Genomic DNA, 21,974 nt, shown 5'->3' with positions numbered 1-21,974 from the left:
CCTTCGTTTTTCCTCAATCATTACTATTACCTGTTGATCAATATGAAGAAATTTAAAACGCTGTCAGGCCTCTTCTGTGTGGGAGCTGTGATGTTTCAGACCGCTTTGGCTGGTCCTGGAAAAGCTGTGAACGAGCCAGATTCTGTGTACCTTTTTTCTTACGGCACTACCAGGAACGAGAGCAAAAACGGGCTGCACTTCGCCTGGAGCCGTGATAAAGAGAAATGGCACAGCATTGGAAACGATTTCGGCTTTGTGAAGTCAGATTATGGGAGGTGGGGCGCCGAAAAGCGGATGTACACCCCTTACGTCTTCCGAGGCCCAGATGGAGTCTGGCAGGGCGTGTGGAGCTTGAATGACCGGGAGCGCCTCTTCGCCCATGCGGCTTCCGCAGACTTGGTGTACTGGGGACGGCAAAGCTACCCTTTCGTGCAGGCAGGGGCTAATGTGTTGCGTCCGGTGGTGCAGTACAATGCCTCCTCTGCAAACTACTACGCCATCACCTACGCCGATGCTGCCGGCAAGTACTACCGGGTCACCACCAAAGATTTCAAAGCCTACACCCCGGCCGTGGAAGTGCCCGCGAGCCAATACCAGAACAACAGCTTAAAAGTAGCCTTACCTGGGGGAGAGGCCACGGGACAGTTGCACCGCGTGGCGTGGGCAGACGTGGAAAGGCTGGTAAAAACCTACGAGCTGAAGCAATACAAGAATAGTCAGTACAGCGAAACCATGGCGCAGGATGCCCAGCGTTTTGCCGGATTGAAACCAGTGGAAGCAAAGATTTCCATTGAGGCAGCAAAGGCAAAACCCATTAGTGACCTGCTGGTAGGTGTTTTCTTTGAGGACCTGAATTATGCCGCCGATGGTGGGTTGTATGCCGAGTTAGTTCAGAACCGAGGGTTTGAGTACTCGCCCAGCGACAAGGAAGGGCATGATAAGAACTGGAACAGCACCCATTCCTGGTCGTTGAAAGGCGATAATACTTCTTTCACCATTGAAACGGCCGCCCCGGTGCATCCAAACAACCCACACTACGCCGTCTTGAACACCAAAGTGCCCGGTGCCTCTCTCGCCAATGCTGGGTTTGACGGCATCTCTGTCAAGAAAGGTGAGCGCTATCACTTCTCTGTCTTTACCAAACAGCTGGAGGGGAAAAGCGGCAAACTGCAGGTGCGCCTAGTGAGTGAAAAGGCAGGTGTTCTGGCAAAAGCTACCGTAAACACGTCCTCGGGTACTTGGAAGAAGGGAACAGCGGTACTTACTCCTTCTACTACGGCTTCTGATGCCAGACTAGAAGTGCAGCCACTCACCGAGGGGAAACTGGGCTTGGATATGATTTCGCTTTTCCCTCAGAATACCTTCAAAGGCAGGAAGAATGGCCTACGGACCGATTTGGCGCAAACCATCGCTGATCTGAAGCCCCGCTTTGTCCGGTTCCCCGGGGGCTGCGTAGCCCACGGCGACGGCTTGGAGAACATCTACCACTGGAAGAACACCATCGGGCCCCTGGAGGCTCGCAAGCCGCAGCGCAACCTGTGGGGCTACCATCAGTCCGTAGGCTTGGGCTACTTTGAGTACTTCCAGTTCTGCGAGGACATTGGTGCCCAGCCGGTGCCCGTGGTAGCGGCCGGGGTGCCCTGCCAAAACTCCGGTAGCGGGCCTCATGGGGGTGGGCAACAGGGAGGTATCCCAATGGAGCACATGGACGAGTACGTGCAGGATGTCCTGGACTTGATAGAGTATGCCAACGGCGACGTAAATACTAAATGGGGCAAGAAACGGGCCGAGGCCGGCCACCCCAAACCATTTAATCTGAAATACATTGGCGTGGGCAATGAAGACCTCATCACCGATGTATTTGAGGAACGCTTCGCAATGATCTACAAGGCATTGAAAGAGAAGCACCCCGAGATCACGGTCATCGGCACCGTGGGGCCTTTCTCTGAGGGAACCGACTACGTGGAGGGTTGGGACATTGCCGACAAGATGGGCCTGGCCATGGTGGATGAGCATTATTACCAACCGCCGGGCTGGTTTATCCACAACCAGGACTATTATGACCGCTATGACCGTGGCAAAGCAAAAGTTTACCTGGGTGAGTACGCTGCCCACCTGCCCGGCCGCCCCAATAACCTGGAAACCGCTCTGGCGGAGGCCCTGTATCTGACATCTGTGGAGCGCAACGGCGACGTGGTACACATGACCTCCTACGCGCCTTTGCTTGCCAAAGAAGGCCACACCCAATGGAACCCAGATCTGATCTACTTCAACAACACGGAGGTGAAGCCCACCGTGGGCTACGAGGTGCAGAAACTCTTCGGCCAGAACTCCGGCAGTGTGTACGTGCCCAGCACGGTCAGCCTGTCTAACAACCAGGACGCCGTCACCAAACGGGTAGCGGTATCGGTGGTGCGTGACCCGAAGAGCAAGGATGTGATCCTCAAAATGGTCAACCTGCTGCCGGTGGCCGTCAACTCAACCCTTGACCTGAAGGAATTAGGCGCCACTGGGAACAAGGCCATTAAAACAACCCTGCAAGGCAACCCAACAGACAAACTTCTGAAGCCAGTAGAGAAAAACTTAGCCGTATCTGATCTAGCACAGACAGAGTTGCCCGCTTACTCCTGTACCATTATCCGCATAAAGTCTAACTAGCACCAACAGGTTACTACCTAAAACAAAAAAGCAGCGCATCCTTCGGGGTGCGCTGCTTTTTTGTTTTAGGGATCTCAAATGTGAAATGCTTCTCCATTTTGGGCCTGATTTCTCGAAAGTGGATTCAAAATGCAGGAGAATAAAGAAGTGATGAGGTCTCCGGTTTAAGGATCAAAACACCTTGCTCATAGGTTAGATTGTTTGGTGGTTGTTTTCTGGAAAACGGCTCTTAGACAACTAGTAGGTTTAAGTAGTGACTTGTTTGTTATTGCTTATTACTAGAACTGCCTTGCGACACCAATGCTCGGACTTGGAAAAGTATTACGCTTTCCTTTCCCCCTATAAACCAAAAACCAAGGCTCCTTTCTGAGGAGCCTTGGTTTAAAGAGTGAGACCGTTAGGTGCTTGCCTTATAGGAAGCCTATTAATTGTAGCCTGGGTTTTGCTCCAGAACGGCGTCCTTGTTCAAGTCTATCTCATTTCTAGGGATAGGCATTAGAAGGTGGGTTTGGGATAGGCCTACAATGGGGTTAACCGGCGGATTTCCATTCAAACGCTTGGCTCTGTCTACCAGGGTGCCGGTGCGCATAAGCGTTAAACGGCGGTTTTCCTCGCCCAGCAGTTCCCGTACCCGTTCATCCAGGATAAAGTCCAGGGTGATGTCGGCGGCGGTCACCAATGGGGCATGGGCGCGTTCCCGTAGCACGTTGATGGATTCTGCGGCTTCGCCCATTTTGCCTTGCTTGAACTGGGCCTCGGCGCGTAACAGGTAGGTCTCCCCTAAGCGCATCAAAATGAAATCTTTCCACATCCCAAATCCGAAGACATCCTGCGGGTCAAAATGCGACCATTTGGTCATGTAAGGGCTAATGATGTACAAGGTGTCTGGACCGGTATAAGGTACTTTTTTCTTGTAATCAGGGAAGGTTGGGTCATTGTACCAGAACTCACGTCTGATGCTGTACTTAGAATTGCGCATGTCCTGCGGATCATACAAGCCATACAAGACAAAGTTGTTCAGGCGCATTCTGCCTATGCCGCGCCCGCCCAGTGAATCAGCGGCCAGCATCCCTCTTCTGCTGTGGTAAGAAGACTGCCAGTTGCGGCGTTGCTGCGGGTTGTTGGTCATGCCGCCCGGTACGTTTCTCGGGTTTTCGGCTTCCATGACCCAGATAGCTTCAGTGTTCCCTTGGTACCTGCGTTGGTTTCCGTAGATGAACATGTCAGAGAACGGATCGCCGGGTTGATTGGCTTTTACCCCGTACCGGTTCTTAACAAGACTAAATTTGCCACTGTTAATCACACTGTTGGCTTGGGTTTCCGCCTCGGCATTTTTACCCATTCTCAGGTACGCCTCTGCCAGCAGCTGATGCGCCATGTATTTGTTTGCCCTTGCGGCAAGCTCCTTGGCATCCCTTATTTCCGGCAGATTTGCGGCGGCAAACAACAGGTCAGCTTCAATAACTGCGTTCACCTGCTCCAGAGGCGCCCGAACGAAGTCGGTTTTAGGGGCACTTAGGGGCTCTGTTACCAAAGGAACCTTGCCAAAGGCGGTCGCCAGCAGGTTGTAGGCAAACCCTCTGAAGAACCGGGCCTCTGCGTTGATTCTATTTTTCTGCTCGTCTGAGAACCCTGTTAAGGCAGGGTCTTCCACATTCTTGATGATCACGTTGGCGTTGTTCACCATGACATAGGCCCATCTCCAGGTATCGGCGGCGGCTCTGTCCAGAGGGGTGAGGGTGGAGTAATTCACGTAGGGTAGCTCTATTCCCTGGGGTTGGGTTGCCCAAGTGATATCAGTGCCAACCTGCCATACAGAAATCCAACCTTGGGCCTCACTCATGGAGTACAAATTGCTTTGGTGGTTATATAAGCCAATCAAAGAGGCCTCAAAACCAGCAGCGTCATTCAAGGTGGAAGGAGAGTAGGAACTTAACACCTCCTCCTCAAGGAAAGATTTATCACATGCGGTAAACGTCTGAAGGCTTATGCATGCACCAATAAATACCTTTATATACTTTTTCATGGTCATTCTTTTTAAAGTTGCTTACAGGGTGAGGTTGAGGCCAAAGGAAACTGCTCTGGTGAGAGGGTAATTGTTGGTCCAATCTCCTGAGCCTCTGGAGGAATGGTTGTTCTCCGGATCCCATCCTATCCAATCGGTGAAGGTGTGCAGGTTTCTGCCCGCTACATAAAGAGTCAGGCCGCTAAGACTGTATTTTTCCAGAAACGTGCTGGGTACGGTGTAGCTTAACCGCACGTCTTTGATGCGGACGTAGCTGTTGTCTCTGGCAAAGTTGTAACCTCTGGGGTTTCTGTAGCCCAGCGATGGCCATTCATTACTTCTGTTCTCCGGAGTCCAGTAACCCACGGCGGCAGGTATGTTTCTCTTGCCCACCTCATCTCCGTAGAAGATGTCCGGATTGCCTTTCAAAGATCCCTGGGAGGTTTGCAGGAAGACACTCAGGTGGAAGTTGCCGTAGTGGAAGGTGTTGGTGAGGCCACCGTACCATTTAGGTAAAGTGGTGCCTATATAAGTTCTGTCATTGTCATTGATAACCCCGTCTTTGTTGATGTCTTCAAATTTGATGTCGCCGGGTTTGGCGGTAGGGTCATGCGCTGAGTTGTCTTCGCCTTGCTGCCAGATGCCTATCATCCGGTAATTGTAGATGGCTCCAATTGGTTTGCCAATCAGCCAGCCGTTGGCAAGGTCATCTTTCTTTTCACCGTAGAGACTTACAATCTTGTTTCTGTTAGCCGAGATGTTGAAGTTGGTTTCCCATCTGAATTTGCCGGCGTCCAGGTTGATGGTGTTGAGGGTGAATTCAATTCCACGGTTTTCCAGTTCACCTAAGTTGTCCCATATTCTGGAATACCCAGAAATAACCGGGATATTTCTTTGTACCAACAGGTCCTCGGTGCGGGATTGATACACTTCCAGGGTACCATTGATTCTGTTCTGGAAGAATCCAAAATCAACCCCAAGGTTAGTAGAAGTAGTGGTCTCCCAGTTTAGGTTAGCATTTCCTAAAGCAGATGCTAAAACCCCAATGGAACTGCTCCCCCCAAACGGGATGCGTACAGGGGAGGCAAGTGTGAAGGTCTGAAACGGAGAAACTGCTTGGTTACCTGCTTGCCCATGCGATACCCTTAGTTTCAGTTGGTTCATGAAACTTGCATTCTGGAAAAAGCTTTCGTTGGCAATGTTCCAACCCAGCGCGATGGAAGGGAATACGGCATGTTTGTCGGTATTGGCTCCGAAAGCTGAGTATCCGTCTCTTCTAGCTGTAACGGTTAGCAAATAGCGGCTGTCATAGGAGTAATTGACCCTACCCATTTGGGAAACCAAGGCATATCTGTCACCAAAGGACGAAGAGGTTCTATTGGTACCTGCTCCAAGGTTATAGAAAGACAACTCGTCGTTGATAAAGGTGTTGGCGGAAGCCCCGGATGAGGTGTATTTGTTTTCCTGGGCACTGTATAAGCCAGTGAAGTCTACATGGTGTTTGCCCCAATCTTTGCTGTACGAAAGGATATTCTCCACCACCCAGTTGTGGGTTTCATTGTTGTTGGCATAGGCTGAGCCTACCAGGTTATTGGCTACCCGGCCGGTGTACCCTGCTTGTCTGCCTATTGTATACACAGAAGAGGCGTTTAACCGGTATTTCAGTCCTGTCACAAAGCTCGGGGATACCTCTGCATAGACATTGCCATTCAGGTTCTTGCTTCTGTCTACTCGGTCTGTGGTTAACCCCAGAAGCGGATTTTCGAATAGCAGCTCCGGAAACATGGGGTAGATCTCGTAATTCCCCACGGCATTGGTAGGTACTGAATAGGGGCTCATGGCGGTGGCATTGAGAAGGTTGGCCCGGCCGCCGTCAGAATTCTTATCTGCTATGAACAAGGAAGTTCCTACTTTCAGATAGTCGGTAATGGTGGCATCCAGGTTAGCCCTGATGCTACCGCGGGTAAATTCGTATCCTCTCACCACTCCAGACTGTTTCAGGTAACCCCCACCCACGTAGTACTGGATGTTATCTGTTCCGCCTGCCACACTTAGGTTGTGTTCCTGAATCTTACCGGTCTGCGAGGCTTCGTCCAGCCAATCAGTCGTGAGGCCCGCATTATAAGCATCCACTTCTCTGTTGTTGGGGAGGATCTGGGTTTGGGTTAAGTTTTGGGCGATCATGTAATCCTTGTACTTCTGTACATAGGCGTCCGGCGACATCGGCTCCAGTTTGTTGGCGATGTCTTCTACCCCGTAATACCCGCTGTAACTTACCCGGGGCTTGCCAGAGGCACCGCGCTTGGTGGTGATCAGGATGACCCCGTTTGCCCCGCGGGTTCCGTAGATCGCCACAGAGGAGGCATCCTTCAATACTTCTATGGAAGCGATATCATTTGGGTTCAAGTCATTGATGGCCCCAAAAAAGGGAACCCCGTCAACGACAATAAAGGGGCTGGTTCCCGCACTAAGGGAATTCACACCTCTTACCCGTATGGTTCCGGAACTTCCGGGCACGGAGGAACCCTGTGAAATACTGAGCCCGGCAGTTGTACCCTGAATGGCTTGGGAGATGTCGGTTACGGGTAAATTAGTTAGCCTGTCTTTGGGGATGGAAGCCACAGACCCGGTGATATCTGACCGTTTTTGGGTACCATATCCTACCACCACTACTTCATCCAACGCTTTTGAGTCAGTCCCTAATTGCACATCAATAGTGGTTCTGTTGTTGATAGGAACTTCCTGCGGGAGAAAACCCAGATAAGAGAACACCAGGGTCCCTGTAGGGCCAGGAACGGTAATGCTATAGGCACCATTCACATCCGTAGGGGCAGCAGTCGTGGTCCCTTTCAACAGTACAGTTACTCCGGGGAGGCCTGCGCCACTATCATCGGTCACCTTACCTTTCACGGTAATGCCTTGCGCCACCGCCATAGAGTGGGCTATAAAGTAAATAGGGATTAGGAGGAGGTATTTTAATCCTCGGGGTAAAACGTGTTGCATATTTTTCTTGGTAAAGGATTAATGATGTTGGAGGTAAGAGGATAGTAAGAGATTGAGCAGTTGAAATATTAGAGGCAACACTTTGCTGGTTTAGACAGGTTTTATGAAAAAAATATAGAATCGGGTTTATGATATGATTTTGATAATCAAAGCCTGTCTGGCGAGAGAGGTCATACGGGAGGACCCTGCATGAGGAAGAAGCAAGGAAAGGCTGATAGGAATGTACCTCTTGTCTGCTGAAATAGGAATTCCAGACAAAGGTGATTAGGGCATCTTTTCAGAAAAGGGGCTGCAAAACAGCTGAAGAGCTTAAGGTTAAGCTGTAATTTCTGATGCGCTTTTAATGAGGGAAACCCAGCAAAGAGTTACTCTGGCAGAGTCTATACTGGGTGAAAAGCTTTCAATAGGAATAGGAATTTCCGCAGGGTTCCAGATACGAACCTAGTTATAGAAAATCTGAAAGCGGAAACCTCTGGCAGTGCTTTCAGCCTCCCCGAAGTCGATCACCCTGCCCCCGGAAGCGGCATGGTCGAAATACTCAAAGGAAGGAGGCTTGGGGTAGTTGACCATCTCGGTCTTTATGGAGACCACGCAGTTGTTGGACAGGAACTTCGGTCCCAAACTGGTAGGGTACCCCACGCCTGGTAGCTCAGACTGTACGCTGCTGACCACATAGAAGCCCTTGAGCGGGTTGGGGTTCTGGTCGTACTCGAAGGTGTACCGCTCGTCGTACTCAGGGTTGGGCCACTCCCGCCTAAGGACTTGGGTGATGTTGCCCTTGTCGTCGTAGGTGAGGGTCTTCCGCTGGAACCCGTACTCCCAGGTATGGTACGCCGACCGGAAGTTGGAGTAGATGTCCTTCACCTTGCCGTTGGGGTAGTAGGAGAAGTAATTGTCTACTACGTAATAGGTCTGGTCTTTAGCAGTGGCGCTGTTGAAGTAGGATTTGCCAGTGATGCCCACCAGCAGCCCCTGCTCGTAGTTGTACTTGTAGACCCAGGTCACCGTGTACCCTTGGCAGTTTGCCCTTACAGAGATAATTTCATCGATTAGGCCAGAGGGGTGGTAAGTATAGGTGTACTTAGTCTCCTCGCAATGATAATAGGGGTTGATAAGGGTCACCGCCTTGAACCTGTTCCCGTCCGCCTCAAAGACCCACCGGCGGGGAGGGCTTTCGGGAATCCTCAGGTGGATGGCGGAAATAACGCCGTTATTAAATTCGCCTTTGGCTAATTCGTTCAGGATGATGTCTGGCCTTTCCAGTTTAGGCAACTCGGGTTGGAAAGGCTTCTGGGTGGGCGCCGGATCATCCTGTTCCTTATCAGATGAGCAACCGAACGCCACAAACAAAAAGAAAAGGAAGAGCAGCCTGTTTCTCATACCGTTAAGGTACTAATTTTAATGATAAGAAAGACAAGGGTAATTCAGACTTGCTCAGGCACTTCTGGCAGCTTTTCAGCTAAAGGAGGCTTAAAACCTAACCACCCGCACCGTTGACTTTCCGGCGCTTGTCTCCACTTGCGCGAAGTACACGCCCGGTGCCTGACCAGAAAGATCCAAGGCTAAGTCCTGTCCTGCTTGTAACTGCTGCTGTGAAATTAATCTACCGTTTGCCCCGAACAGGGTGAGGGTAATTGGGCCAGTAAGAGGCGTCCCAAGAGTTAAGATAGCTTTGCCTTGGGTGGGATTTGGACGCGCCGCCAAGGAGAGTGATGCTACTTTAGCTACCTTTGTGGCCACTACATTTGAAAACTCTTCCTTTCCATCAAAGTCCACCTGCCGAAGACGGTAGTAAACGGTGCCTGCCAAAGGAGCATTGTCTTCAAAGGTATAAGAAAGGGCGGTGTTGGTGGTGCCGTGGCCCCTTACTTGCCCAATGATATGGAAAACCTTCCCATCGGTGCTTCTCTCAACTTGAAAGAAGTCGTTGCCCCTTTCAGACGCCGTCGCCCAGGAAAGGGCTACCACGCCGCCTGTTGATTTCGCGGAGAAAGCTGTCAGTTCCACTGGCAGGGGCGTTGGCTCTGTCACCGGGATGGAGTAGGTAGCGGGCGCAGAGTATCTGGCGTTTCTGCCACTGATGCTGGCCATGCGGGCGGTGGCAGAGGAAGTGCCATCTCCGGCCACGTACGTGAAGGTGGCTATTCCTGTGAACGACGGATTTGGGGTGAACACCAGTTGGTTTGCCTCCGCGATGGAGAGGTCGTATGACCCCGAAAGGGTTACAGGAAGTTCAGCCAACCCATTCGGCACTCGCAAACTCAATTTCCCTTGGCTTGGGGCAGGCAGTGCTGTAACCCGGTACCCGGCAACCTGACCACCCTTGGCTTCCAGCGTGATCTCGGCCTGTTCTCCCAGATTTGAGATGGGTTTAGAGATCTTGCTCACAGCTGAGGGAACGGGCACAGTCCCGATGTAGATGCTATAGACGGCCGGCGTCACGGACTCTCTGCCGCCTGCGTCAATGACCTTATAAGTGAAGGAGACCACCGTGCCAATGGTTTTGCTGCCTACCTTGAAGTACAGCTGATTGGTGCTCACCTCCTGGCCCGCCTGAAGCTCAACAGCAGAGCCTACGCTAGAAGTAGACAGGGCGCCTGAAGAAGGCAGGGAAAGGATTCGGTACGTGAGTGCTTCGCCTTCGGCATCTGTTCCGGCCAAAGGGGAGATGGCTTGCCAGGAACCCCATGCTCGATCCACCGAGAAGGAGACATTGCTAGCCACAGGCGCATTGTTGGCCTGGGCAAAGGAGTCTGGTGCGGTAAAGATTAGGAAAAGGAGAAAAGAAGTCACCAAACGAAGTTGGCGGGTTACTTTAGGTGCAAGGCTAATGTTTAAATAATTCAAAAATCCCATGGTAAGCGTACTCGGTAAGCGGTTGTATTGTAATTAACTTATTTCCTCGTTGGATGATACAAAGGTAGATGGCTTGCCTACGGTCCCAATGGATATTAGATGGAACCCCAGATATCAAGTATGAAAAAGGAATATTGGTAGCTGAAAGCCTTTTTGGTTGACAAAAGGGAGCCCGGCCAGCGGCTTTAAAGAGGGGAGGGTTTGCTAGCTTTCAGTTTACTTTAACACAGCCAATCCCTTTCTGGTAGTTTGCTGCTTCTTAGAAATGTGCTTTTCTAAAGCATTCAAGATTTTTCACAAATCAAACAATAGGCTTTAGGATGATGCCTGGTTAGGTAATAGGATTGGGTGTCAAAAGGAAAAGTAATAGAAGGCCTAGGTCTTGTCCTAAGACATGGGTGCGGCCGTGTCTCTCATGCGTGATTACTAAAGAGAGCGCAGCAAATCTTTGGTCCGAACAAGGGCTGGGTAAAGCAACTTGGCTACTTCCTTGATGACAAGCCGGATGTGTAGGCAGTAGTCACCTCTAAGAAGCTAGGGAAATAATAAGCTTTTTATGGAGGAGAGAATCCTTGCTTGCGAAAGATTCCTTTTATAAGGCTCGCCTCTCTCTTCTCAGCTAGAGAGCTAGCTCAGAAGAGAGAGGCGAGCTTGGTTTTTGTTTAGAGGCTTCATTTCTAGACTCCACGAAGCAGCAGAAGTGGTCCAGCAGGTCCTCCTTGAGCCCCGGGGCGGAGAGGGAGCTCCCTTCGATCTCCCCCCTGAAGAACGCTTCCTCCTCCTCGCTAAGCATGGCCGGCCGAGGGAAGATGAGGCTGTGCATCGTCTGGAGGAAGTCCTTGAGCTCTTCCAGGTGCGCCTTCTTTGAGACCTGCCCCTGCGGGATGATGGTGTAGTACTTGCTCATCCTGCACCCCACGGGGACTGTCTCCACCTGTACGAGGCCGTCCTTGAGCAGCTTGTGCAGGGCCGGGTAGAGGGAGCCCTCCTTCACCAGGACCTTGTCCCCGGTGAGCTCGCGCACCTTCTGGGCGATCTCGTAACCGTACATCCGGCCGTTATCGGCCAGCAGCTTGAGCAGGATCGTGGTCAGGGTGCCCTTCAGTAGTTCCGTCGCGTTCATGGGAAAATATACAAAGGATTATGATACATCAAAATACAAGGTATTGGTTAATAAGTTCTCTTCTCCGCTTTGGCCCTTGGGGATTGATTTTCTCCTTAATAACAATGTTTCTTTCATTCGATAATTGCCTCTTATGTTAGGCATCTTTAGGCTATGCGAAGGATATTTTATCAATTTGGCTGAGGAGCCCAGCACTTAAACCAACCAGCCAGCTATTTCTCCATCAGATGTGTCAAGCTTCTCCATCAAACGTGTCAAGCAGGGGGAAGTTTGGCTTGGCTTTCGTTCGATACCCGGAAAGACTTAGATTTGCCGGGAAGAAAATCACCTGCAAGAATCCCCATGCGGCACACCTCCTCCCAACCTCCCCTTGGTAACGCCTACTTGTCCATGCTGAAGGGTAGGCGGCAGGAAAAAGCCTTTGCCAAAAACACCGGCGCTGCTTCCCTGGATTCAGTTAAGGATACCAAGGCCCGCCCTGCAAGGCCTTTGCCAGGCTTTGACTCCTTTGTGTCCCCTCATCCCGGCGGGACCAGCCTTTACGGACCGTTAAGATCAACGCCATTAGCATGGAATCAATCGAGATAATCATGGATAGCCCTCTCGGGGAGTTCGTTGACAGGATATACGTCAACTACTCCGATACTTTCGAGTATGAAGGGATCGCAGAGCCCCTGCTAGGGCAGGAGGTGTTCTTCTCCTTGGGCGACAGGTTCCAAGTGGGCTCGCACGGCTTCACACCTACCCGGCCAAACTATCCAGCCATTGTAGGTAACCGCATCAGATGCTTTCCGGTCAGGTCCTCGGGCAGGCACCTGACCGCAGGCGTTATTTTCAAGCCTTGCGGCCTTTACTCCCTCTACGGAATAGACGGGAGGCGAACGGCCAACCGGGTAGCCGGGGCTGACTGTTTCCCGGGCATGGGAAGGTGGATGGACCTTATAGGCAAGTGGGTAAACCCCTGCCCGGCCGCGGTCTTGGAAACCATTGAATCCCATCTCAGGAAAAGGGCGCTACACAGCAGCCCCAGGGATAGTTTCCTTAGGGCTTTCTCGGCATTGGACAGGGTCTCCCTGGGCGAGGCGGAGATAAGGGAGGTTGCCTCGGAGGCTGGCCTTTCCCCGAAGGCGTTCATCGGGTTGTTCAACGAGCACCTGGGTCTCTCGCCCCTGAAATATGTCCATGCCAAGGCCATCCTCCAATCCCTGGAACGCCTGAAGGCAGGGGGCTATGGCAGCCTGACCCAGTTGGCCCTGGACCTCGGCTTTTACGACCAGCCCCACTTCATCAGGGTTTTCAGGGCACATATGGGGGTGACCCCACCGGATTTATCAACTCTTTCCCCTTAGGTTAATTTTATGCAATCAACGCTTTCCTGAACCCACGTCCTTTGCGGGAAACCATAAAATCCGTGATTAACCATGAGAAAGCTAGTTCTATACATCGCCTGTTCCTTGGACGGGTACATCGCCAAACCCAACGATGATTTGGATTTCCTGGGTCGGGTGCAGAAAGAGGGGGAAGACTACGGCTACGCTGACTTCGTCTCTGCCGTGGACACTGTCATCGTCGGGAGGAAGACCTATGACTGGGTACTGGGCAAAGGCCATGCGTTCCCCCATGCCGCCAAAGAGACTTACGTTATCACCAGGAAGAATAGGCCAAGCCAAGGGAATATCTTCTTTTTCACCGGTAACATCAGGGATCTGGTCCTCGGCCTTAAAAAGAGGGAAGGGGAAACCATCTTTTGCGACGGCGGGGCAGAGATCGTGAACAATCTATTGGAAGAGCGGTTGTTTGACGAGCTTATCATCTCACTCGTGCCCGTTCTGGTCGGCGATGGGACAAGGCTGTTCAAGGGGGGGCGCCAGGAGCAGGGGCTCGAGCTGGTGTCTGCAAAGCATTATGAGACAGGGCTAGTCCAACTCCATTACAGAATGGCCGGTTCATGAATGCCCCGAGCAAGGCTTTGCCCCACCGACCATAGAAAAGGATATGGGGACAAGGGGAGCCTGGATTCACTTAACTTCTCCCAAGCCGACTTCAGGGCCGATGTGCAGTCCATAGCGGTCCCTGCCCTGATCATGTAGGGTGATACTGTGGCAATTCCCCGTACCTTAGGGCTTCAGCACCACCTTCACGCGGTTTCTGTTCTCTTTTCTTGAAGATGCCGTACCCGTGCGGCGCTTGGGCAAGCAGAAAGGGTGGGTGATTTTATCGCCCAGCCCCACCTTCCCGCCCACCATCAATTGCATGAGGTGGCCCATATAGTGCCGCACCAGTACGTTCCTCCGAGAGGTACTCGGCTGAATGAACCTTACAGGTAGGCGGTCAGCCCATAATGCCTGTAAGGTTAATCGAAAGGCCAAATAACCCCAATATCGAAATGAGGGGAGTGGATATTGGTGGCTTGTATTGGAGGGGCGGGGGTGTGCTCGCCCGATTGGAACGCTTTGGGTGTGACCGGGTGGGCTTGTTTTGGCGGTCCTACATTCTTTTTACACAAAGATGTAAGACACCGGTGGAGTAAGAATCAATCAGAAATGGGAACCCTGGCTCCCTTAACACCTGTCGGTCTTCGTCGTTTGGGCAAGGGACCGCCTGGCGTAGGTACCATGGGGCCCGGTTGCACTTCTTGGCTTTCCGCCCTACGGGCAAGTGCTTGTTGGTTCATAACCAGCATTTTGCAATACAAATCATTCCTGCTAACTTAACAGACCTAAAGGATCGCCGTCCGCGTTTCCTGCTTTACCCCCAAATTGTTGTTAACGTATGACTTCTTGCAAAAATGAACCGGGAATTGTGCTAAAACGATTTACGTTTTTACTTCTATTCTGTGTTTGTGCCTTTGGGGCACATGCGCAGCCCCCCGTGGACGTCTCCCAGCTGGACAGGCGGAGCGGAGTAAAGGTGCGGGTGGAGGGTACGTTTCTGGATGTCAGCTGGCCTGCGGGCAAGGACGGGAACGGGAGGCTGGTCCTGGACCTTGAAAAGGGCAGGCCCCTGTTCAAAAGCATCGGCTTGGGGTCGAAAGCCGGATTTAAGGAGATCGCCGTTGGGCTTGACCCGGCCTTCGTCCTTACCATCGGCAAAAGGACCCTGGACCCGAAAAGCGGGGGATGGGACGTGTTCTTCGACCGGGTCCCCACGAAACCTTACAAAGCCCACTTGGTAAGTTTCGATAAACGATCCGCGAGCGTGAGCAGCTCAGGCTCCCATACCATCGTCCGTATCCCCGGCATGCAGGCGGCCTCCTTCAGGGGGGAGCTCGAGATCACCCTGTACAACGGGAGCCCCCTGCTCAACGTGGCGGCGGTGATGGCCACGGAGGCGGATTCCACCGCCATCCTCTACGACGCGGGCCTGGTGAGTAACACGCAGGCCTGGGAGAGCATATCCTGGTCGGACGTGAAGGACGTGCTCCAAACGACAGAGGTGGTACACGGAACTGCCGCGGTGAACCAGGAGGTGAAGTACCGCGCCATCATCGGGCAAAACCAAGGGGGGAGCCTCGCGCTGTTCCCTCCCCCGCACCAGTATTTCTATCCCCTGGACGAGGCCTTCAACCTGAAGTTCACCTGGTGGGGGCAGGACTATGGCGGCCTGATGCCCGGCTACGGGATCGGCATCCGCCAGGACCCCTTGGGCGACAGGCGTTTCGTCCCCTGGTTCAACGCCCCGCCCAGGACCAGGCAGCGCCTGAACTTCTTCTGCCTGCTGGATACGGGCAGTCCCGCGGAGGCCTTGGAGGAGGTGAAGAAATTCACCCACGGCGATTCCTATGTTCCGCTGCCGGGGTACAAGACCATGGCCAGCCACTTCCACAACGAGTTCACCATGGACGTGGTGCTGAAGGGGTTGCCGGTTCCGGAGAAGCCTGAGTTCAAGACGGTCTTCGAGAAGGCCGGGGTGAACATCGTCCACCTGGGGGAGTTCCATGGGCCAGGCCACCCCAAAGGGCCTGATGAGGAACGCCTGAAGGAGTTGCACGCGCTCCACGGGCAGTGCGCCAGGCTTTCCGACGGCAACTTCCTTCTGCTGCCGGGCGAGGAGCCCAACAATTTCTACGGAGGCCATTGGCTGAGCTTTTTCCCGAAACCCGTCAACTGGATCATGTCCAGGCAGCCCGACATGCCCTTCGTCTCGGACCATCCCAAGTATGGGAAGGTGTACCGCATAGGGAACAAGGAAGAGATGCTAAGGTTGCTTGAGCTGGAAAACGGCCTCGCCTGGACCGCGCACGCCCGCACGAAGGCCTCCACCGGCTACCCTGATGCCTATAAAGGTGAACCTTTCTTCCAATCCGGGACCTTCATGGGGGCAGCGTGGAAGGCTATCCCCGCCGACCTTTCCCTGCCGACCCTGAGCAAGCGCGTGCTCCACCTGATGGATGACATGGCCAACTGGGGGCTGAGGAAGCATGTGATCGCGGAGAGCGACATCTTCACCGTCACGGAGCAGAACGAGATGTACGCGCACCTGAACGTGAACTACCTGCAGCTGGACCGGCTGCCCGACTTCAGGGAGGGTTGGCAGCCGGTGCTGGACGCGTTGCGGCAGGGGAGGTTCTTCGTCACCACCGGGGAGGTGCTGCTCCCGGTGTTCACCGTGAACGGCAAGGGGGCTGGCGAGACGGCAAAGGTCCCCCGCTCCGGCAAGGCGAGGATCGTCCTCTCGGCCGATTGGACCTTCCCGCTGAACTTCGCGGAGATCGTGTCCGGCGACGGAAAGGAAACCTACCGGGAGCGGATAAGCCTCGACGACACCCAGGCCTTCGGGAAGAAACGGTTTGAGTTCAACGCCGACCTAGGGGGGCGCAAGTGGGTGAGGCTGGAGCTATGGGACGTGGCGGCGAACGGTGCCTTCACGCAACAGGTGTGGTTGGAGTAGTTTCAGTAAAAGATATAGCTTACCGTAATACAGAAACTTACCTCTTCTACTGCCTAATGCGAGGACCTGGGTAGGGTAAATTTAGCTATACTTTTTTTGATACACTTATTGGATATGAGCCTCAAGCCAGGCTTCAGCTGCCCATTAAGGATTGCCTGAGGCTCCAAGGTAGCCTATTGGTGACGACGTTAGGGGCTGTGGAAAGTATGAGCTTGTATTCCAGCAGGTGCTTTATTCTGTGGTAATGAGGTTGGCCAATGCTGATAGCACCTTCCGGCCGGATCGGTCGTCATCCTTTTGCACCTGTTCCCGGCCTTTGTCGTTCCTGAGCATTGGACGCTCTCGCCTGACCGCTCCTCTGAACTAGAGGACTCACTGCTTTGGAAGTTGGACACCTTGACCGCGGAAGTTGCTGCGCTCCCTGATCCGGGCTTGCACACACTACAGGCACTTAGGCCCTCCGCTAAGGCCTCCCTGACGGTGGTTTCATAGGAACTCTTCAGGTAACGGCATGATGCGGTGTGGTACTTGCTGCCGGTCCTTGTCTTATAGACGGTCTGCGCTTGGCTGGCAAAGGCGATAAGCAGGAACACCATCAGGAACAGGTGCCTTTTCAGGAGCTGAGGCATAAGGTGCATGGTGGTTCAGATTAGTTGACAGTCTTATTTAGAGAAAGGTAATCGATTTGGAGAAAGGTAATCGATCCGGCAGAATCGGGCAAGTTCTCTATATAATATTTTTACTATATATTTCTGAGGCAAGCTTTGTTTAGCAGCTTCGCGCAACCGTTGCAGCCTTCCGGTTAGCTGCAAGCTACCTGCCCTTTTTTTGGTAAATTGTGGTAGGGTGGATTCCCAAAGTAAGGACCTGTGCGTTAGGTACAACCACCCTCCAAAATCCACTGCTTACACCCAATACCACACATTTTGGCCAACACGAACGATCTGCCGGGAATATTCGCTGCTCAGCACCACATCATCAAGCGCATGAAGAAGCAGCACGGATTAAGGCAGAGGGATTGGAAGATCCTCTGCCCCTGCCACCAGCTCTCCTTGGCAAAGTTCACCTTCACCACGGCCAAGGTGGCGGAGTGCCTATTGGGTAGCCACTTCCTCCACAGCATCTATGACTCTATCAACCTTCTGGTGAAGAATGGATACCTTGTTGTAGTGGTCCCAGGTAAACCCTTCCAACCGGAGCGTTATGAGTTCTCTTTTAAAGGCAGGCAACTCGTGAGGTCTGTCTGTGATGAGATCCGGCGGGTTTCGGATGAACAGCATCACAGATTCATCGGGAGATACCCTACAAGGCTCTGGTGAGAGCAAATGGCCTGTAACTCCCATTTCACATACAAAAAGAAGTCAGAGGTAATCCTTCCGCCTATAGCTCTTGTGTTATACTAGACAACTTCTAATCAAAGAGGGAAGAATCGTGAGACCTTCTCGACTGACAAGGAAGGCGGCCTGCAAAGTCCAAGTATCTATAAGATTCAGATCAACCGTAGTTATACCCCTCCGGCTCATAAAAAGTACGGATATATTAAGAAAATAAGAAACCTTGCACAACCAATGATAATAGCAGGCAAAGGACTTCAGGAATCATTTGGTTTCTAATTCTCTAATTCCCCCTGGCTACCTCTAGCCTGCAGCGCGGGACCTATTTATTAAGCCTTAACCGCCGGCTCAGCCTGTTCACAAGCGGAACCTCAACAAGGTAAGTCAAAAGCACCGCCAGCAAGACGGCGGCCCCCACCAGCAGGGGTATCTGCCAGATACCCGGGATGCCTTGCAACCTGGGCCTGAGGAACTGCTCACCGATCTTGAAATGGGTCAGGTAGAGGCAGTAGGAGATGCTGGCAAGGAACAGCGTGGCCTTGTTGACGATGAACCGGAGGCGGTTGTTGATGGAGAGGTAGAAGAAGGCGAAGTAGACGAAAGTCATGGCGCCATGGGCGTATGGGGAGATCTTCATGACCCCGATGTGTATCCTCTCCGAATGCCCGACCAGGGCGACGTTGGCCACCAGGCACAGAAGCACGAGGCACCACCTACGGTAATCTGCCCCGTCATACTTGATCCTGTTGAATACGATCCCCGCGTAGAACGCCGGCCAGACAAAAAGGAGGGGGAAATTCCCCAGACAGCGCCAAAGTTCCCTCTGAACCTCCCCCAAGGGGAGCACACTGGACAAAAGCAGAAAGACGAGGGTTGCCGCACCAGCCTTCTCCAGGTGCCTCACCCACCCCAGGCAAAGCAGAACCCCCAGAAGGGCGTAGAACAGGACCTCGATCAGAAGGGTCCAATACACTCCGTCGATGAAAGGCAAACCCAGGAAGTAATTTACCATCAACAGGTTGGCCAGGTAGCCCAGCGCCAGCTGGCCGCTGGGGATTCCTCCCCTGAAGTGGTATATGAAAACAAGGGTGGAGGTCAAGGTGGCGCAAACCCAGAATATCGGGACAAGCCTGACGAAGCGCCTCTTCAGGTAGTCCCCAGGCGAGGGATTGGATCGCATCAGGTTGTACCCCACGAACCCGCTTATGATAAAGAACAAATCGGTCCCCCCCACAAGTACCTTGGTGTACTCCTGAAGGAAAGTCCCATGGGCAAAGTGGACAAAGACCACCAGGAAAGCAGTGATTCCCCTAGTGCAGTCAAGCTCAATGATGCGTTTGGAGGCCGCCTTCGGGGCTTCTTCACCAAGGCCAGACAAAAAGCTTGCCTCCTTAACCTGTTCTAGAGTTTGCGGCATAGGGATGGTTCCTTTAGTTACATTCCATGTTATATTTATTAATATTAGTGAATAGAATTGTATATTTCCAAAGTGCCTAATCTTTTTTTACCATATTTCTTCAAATAGACACCAGATACACCCTTGTTGACCTAAAGCCCCGCAGTTAAGAATTATGTTTTCGGCCTGTGTGAAATTAAGAATCCCTTACTTTGGGCTTTCAAGATCCCCCGATATGTACAAATCTTCGCGCCCGGCCAACAGTATCCATCACTAGGCGGCATCGCCTACCCCAATGCCAGGCGGGGAGTTCGTCCTGCTTGTAAACGAGGCGGTTATAAGCTACTTCAGTACTTACTACTCGGCATGCTGCTGCGGGTTTACCAACTATAGAAAAGACAATTTAGCGGTGGAGAAAGCGCCCAGGTAGGGGTAATGCCGGATGTGACCACCCAAACCTCTGGTTCCGGCATAGAGCCTGGTGTGATTTTGCCCAAGCCGCTGCTGCTTTGCAGTGCATGCCTTATATTTGGCCCAGTTTTGCGGAACCGATGTCTGTACGCCACGTCATTGAGGATACAGTATTCAAGGGGCCGCGTCGGCCCTAGTCGGCCTAACCCATCTTTCCGGAGTAGCCGCACGGCTCCTTTTAACGTTACTGCCCCTTCTAAGCCCTGGCTCCCACTAGGGCTTCCTCGTTTACAGCCTTTTAGTAGGAGTTGATCTTACAGCCCATGCCTTGGTCTAACTTGCCTAACGCCTTACTTCACATTCAAAACAACCGCTATATTTGGGAAACTTCAAGCAATCCCCAATGAAAAGATTCTTGCCCCTCCTGCTGTTGGTTCTTGTAGCATTTTCTGGATGCAGTAACGATGATGATGAGGATGTACTAACTATTGCTGAGGCAGAGGGCCTATTGCAGGGTAAATGGCTACTCACCTCTGGGTCTGAAAATACCTTTCAGGACAACGGGAGTTTAATCAGGTCAGTGGCCTTGCCTTTAAAAGACCCTGAGTATCTTTCTTTCAGTGGAGGAAACGTCCAAGTGGAAATTTTTGACAGGGAAGACCCAACGAGGCGGGTGTTTTATCTTTCAGATTTGTTCGTCCTTAGCTCTAAAGCTGGTAAAACAACAATTAGATTCAACAAAATGGATTATGAGGTGCTTGCCCTTGATTCAGAAGAACTCCGTTTGACTGTGAAGTATGACTATGACGGGGAGTACCTGATTATGTATTTAAACTTTGCAAAAACAAATTTATAACCCTTTCCAAAATTCAATGAAAAGACTCCTGTCCATATTGCTGGTATTCCTTGCAGTGCTCTCCGGTTGCTCGGGTGATGATGAGGAGGAGGTGCTAACCATTACCGAGGCAGAAGCCTTGCTCCAGGGTAAATGGCTACTTACCTCCGGGGCCTAGGACACTTTTCAGGACAACGGAAGTTTCGTCAGGTCTGAGGCTTTGGAGTTAGAAGACCCAGAGTTCCTGTCCTTTAACGGAGGCAATGTGCAAGTGGAGATATTTGACAAAGATGATCCCGCACGGCGTATATTTTACCTTTCAGAGGGATTCGGTATTGACTCCAAAGCTGGCAAAATGACCCTTAGGTTCAACCAAAATGGATATGAGGTGCTTAGCCTTTCCCAAGAAGAGCTCCGGATGAGGGTAGAGTTTGACAATGACCAGGAATACCTTATTAAGTATTATAACTTTACCAAAACAAAGTAATAACCCTTTTGAAATTCAATGAAAAGATTCCTACCCTCCCTTTTACTAGTAATAGCCTTGCTGCCAGGGTGCAGTGACAAAGAAAAAGACCAAGACCCTACGCCGGTGGTTGATGAGAAACCCAAGGTTGAAGATGTGGAGACTATCTCCGCGAAGGCAGAAGCAGATGGGTCGGTTACCCTTACGGGCAAAATAAACAAGGTGAATCCCACAGACCTTGACCATGGGTTTATTTCCTCACCGGATAGCGCCCTTGGCGCTCCTCCCTATTTTATCAACCTGAAAAAAGCCACACCAGTGTTAGGGACTTATACCCTGTCAATTTCCAGTAGCGACAACCGCTTTGTGAAAGGCAAGAAGTATTACTTCTGTGCCACGGTGGAAATTTCCAGCGGTAAATACCAGAAGAATAACATAATGTCATTTATTTTCCCCCAATAGCTTTACCCCTTACAGGACATAATGAAAAGGTTACTACTCCCTCTTCTCCTTATTCTTGTAGTGCTCACCGGTTGTTCTGGTGACGATGAGGAGGATGTTGATAACAGAGCAGTCTATACTCCTGAAGAAATCACAGATCTGCTGCAAGGGAAATGGATTTTGGATAAGTGGGTAGTTGAAACCCAAGACATGAACAGGAGGGTAAAACACAGCGAAACAACAAATCCCAAGATCACCCTGACTTTTTCCGGAGACACCTGCACGGAAGCAAGGTATTCGGGCCAAGGCGAATTAATCTCTTCACTCACACAGCCGACCTACTTGTTGAAGATGGGTGGGGAGTACCACATTGTCATTGACAGGCGAAATTATGTAATAGAGGCTTTGTCTACTAAGGAGGCCCGCTTCCGCTATAAGAATAACATAATCTTTCATGTGAATTGGGAAGATGTGTACTATGAGTTTATACAGTATTACACTAAAGAGGAATAAACAACCCTATACAAATAAGAAATGAAAAGGCTCCTACCATTCC

Annotated in this window: 18 protein-coding genes; 11 read left to right on the top strand and 7 right to left on the bottom strand. The window is 51.8% G+C overall.

The window, feature by feature from the left end:
* Positions 1 to 42 precede the first annotated feature (42 nt).
* Positions 43 to 2,658 (top strand): alpha-L-arabinofuranosidase C-terminal domain-containing protein, encoded by a 2,616-nt coding sequence (locus tag ACW9SV_RS06485; RefSeq protein WP_479555924.1) that lies wholly within the window; start codon positions 43 to 45, stop codon positions 2,656 to 2,658.
* A gap of 424 nt (positions 2,659 to 3,082) precedes the next feature.
* Here ACW9SV_RS06485 and ACW9SV_RS06480 read toward each other — a convergent pair whose 3' ends face one another.
* The 5 genes from ACW9SV_RS06480 to ACW9SV_RS06460 form a co-directional block, all read right to left on the bottom strand.
* On the bottom strand, positions 3,083 to 4,684 hold the full coding sequence (locus ACW9SV_RS06480) for a RagB/SusD family nutrient uptake outer membrane protein (protein ID WP_479555923.1): 1,602 nt from the start codon (positions 4,682 to 4,684) through the stop codon (positions 3,083 to 3,085).
* 21 nt (positions 4,685 to 4,705) lie between these two features.
* The gene (locus tag ACW9SV_RS06475; protein WP_479555922.1) at positions 4,706 to 7,666 is read right to left on the bottom strand and encodes a SusC/RagA family TonB-linked outer membrane protein; all 2,961 of its coding nucleotides are present in this window, start codon (positions 7,664 to 7,666) and stop codon (positions 4,706 to 4,708) included.
* 441 nt (positions 7,667 to 8,107) lie between these two features.
* Positions 8,108 to 9,046 carry a hypothetical protein gene (locus tag ACW9SV_RS06470; RefSeq protein WP_479555921.1) on the bottom strand — a complete coding sequence of 313 codons (939 nt, stop codon included), beginning with the start codon at positions 9,044 to 9,046 and terminating at the stop codon, positions 8,108 to 8,110.
* 90 nt (positions 9,047 to 9,136) lie between these two features.
* Positions 9,137 to 10,459 (bottom strand): T9SS type A sorting domain-containing protein, encoded by a 1,323-nt coding sequence (locus ACW9SV_RS06465; protein WP_479555920.1) that lies wholly within the window; start codon positions 10,457 to 10,459, stop codon positions 9,137 to 9,139.
* Between the two features lie 682 nt (positions 10,460 to 11,141).
* Positions 11,142 to 11,645, bottom strand: coding sequence for a PadR family transcriptional regulator (locus tag ACW9SV_RS06460; protein WP_479555919.1), 504 nt, complete (start codon positions 11,643 to 11,645; stop codon positions 11,142 to 11,144).
* Between the two features lie 569 nt (positions 11,646 to 12,214).
* Between ACW9SV_RS06460 and ACW9SV_RS06455 the strand changes: the two genes are divergently transcribed.
* The 3 genes from ACW9SV_RS06455 to ACW9SV_RS06445 all read left to right on the top strand — a co-directional run bounded on the left by ACW9SV_RS06455 (position 12,215) and on the right by ACW9SV_RS06445 (position 13,735).
* Positions 12,215 to 12,994, top strand: a complete 780-nt coding sequence (locus ACW9SV_RS06455; protein ID WP_479555918.1) for a helix-turn-helix domain-containing protein — start codon at positions 12,215 to 12,217, stop codon at positions 12,992 to 12,994.
* 72 nt (positions 12,995 to 13,066) lie between these two features.
* Positions 13,067 to 13,597, top strand: a complete 531-nt coding sequence (locus ACW9SV_RS06450; RefSeq protein ID WP_479555917.1) for a dihydrofolate reductase family protein — start codon at positions 13,067 to 13,069, stop codon at positions 13,595 to 13,597.
* Positions 13,598 to 13,735 (top strand): hypothetical protein, encoded by a 138-nt coding sequence (locus tag ACW9SV_RS06445; protein ID WP_479555916.1) that lies wholly within the window; start codon positions 13,598 to 13,600, stop codon positions 13,733 to 13,735.
* A 27-nt stretch (positions 13,736 to 13,762) separates the two neighbouring features.
* Here the strand turns inward: ACW9SV_RS06445 and ACW9SV_RS06440 are convergent, their stop codons facing one another.
* Positions 13,763 to 13,912 (bottom strand): hypothetical protein, encoded by a 150-nt coding sequence (locus ACW9SV_RS06440; protein WP_479555915.1) that lies wholly within the window; start codon positions 13,910 to 13,912, stop codon positions 13,763 to 13,765.
* A 604-nt stretch (positions 13,913 to 14,516) separates the two neighbouring features.
* Between ACW9SV_RS06440 and ACW9SV_RS06435 the strand changes: the two genes are divergently transcribed.
* Together ACW9SV_RS06435 and ACW9SV_RS06430 are read left to right on the top strand one after the other, a co-directional pair.
* A complete protein-coding gene (locus ACW9SV_RS06435; protein WP_479555914.1) occupies positions 14,517 to 16,535 on the top strand; it encodes a CehA/McbA family metallohydrolase domain-containing protein in 2,019 nt (672 codons plus the stop codon).
* A gap of 926 nt (positions 16,536 to 17,461) precedes the next feature.
* Positions 17,462 to 17,854, top strand: a complete 393-nt coding sequence (locus ACW9SV_RS06430; RefSeq protein WP_479555913.1) for a hypothetical protein — start codon at positions 17,462 to 17,464, stop codon at positions 17,852 to 17,854.
* A gap of 337 nt (positions 17,855 to 18,191) precedes the next feature.
* On the opposite strand, the gene ACW9SV_RS06425 is transcribed toward ACW9SV_RS06430, so the two are convergent.
* On the bottom strand, positions 18,192 to 19,286 hold the full coding sequence (locus ACW9SV_RS06425; RefSeq protein WP_479555912.1) for an acyltransferase family protein: 1,095 nt from the start codon (positions 19,284 to 19,286) through the stop codon (positions 18,192 to 18,194).
* 793 nt (positions 19,287 to 20,079) lie between these two features.
* On the opposite strand from ACW9SV_RS06425, the gene ACW9SV_RS06420 reads away from it, so the two are divergent.
* From ACW9SV_RS06420 to ACW9SV_RS06400, 5 genes are read left to right on the top strand one after another with little or no spacing between them, the layout of a single operon-like run.
* Complete coding sequence (locus ACW9SV_RS06420) at positions 20,080 to 20,532, top strand: hypothetical protein (RefSeq protein ID WP_479555911.1); 453 nt, start codon at positions 20,080 to 20,082, stop codon at positions 20,530 to 20,532.
* A 16-nt stretch (positions 20,533 to 20,548) separates the two neighbouring features.
* Positions 20,549 to 20,689, top strand: a complete 141-nt coding sequence (locus ACW9SV_RS06415) for a hypothetical protein (protein ID WP_479555910.1) — start codon at positions 20,549 to 20,551, stop codon at positions 20,687 to 20,689.
* 42 nt (positions 20,690 to 20,731) lie between these two features.
* Complete coding sequence (locus ACW9SV_RS06410) at positions 20,732 to 20,998, top strand: hypothetical protein (protein ID WP_479555909.1); 267 nt, start codon at positions 20,732 to 20,734, stop codon at positions 20,996 to 20,998.
* Positions 20,999 to 21,016: 18 nt separating this feature from the next.
* Positions 21,017 to 21,439 (top strand): hypothetical protein, encoded by a 423-nt coding sequence (locus ACW9SV_RS06405; protein ID WP_479555908.1) that lies wholly within the window; start codon positions 21,017 to 21,019, stop codon positions 21,437 to 21,439.
* Between the two features lie 21 nt (positions 21,440 to 21,460).
* Positions 21,461 to 21,931, top strand: coding sequence for a hypothetical protein (locus ACW9SV_RS06400; RefSeq protein ID WP_479555907.1), 471 nt, complete (start codon positions 21,461 to 21,463; stop codon positions 21,929 to 21,931).
* Positions 21,932 to 21,974: the final 43 nt, after the last annotated feature.

The sequence above is a fragment of the Rufibacter sp. JT20002 genome, from assembly GCF_056491185.1.
This window is presented reverse-complemented; position numbering and strand designations above follow the sequence as displayed.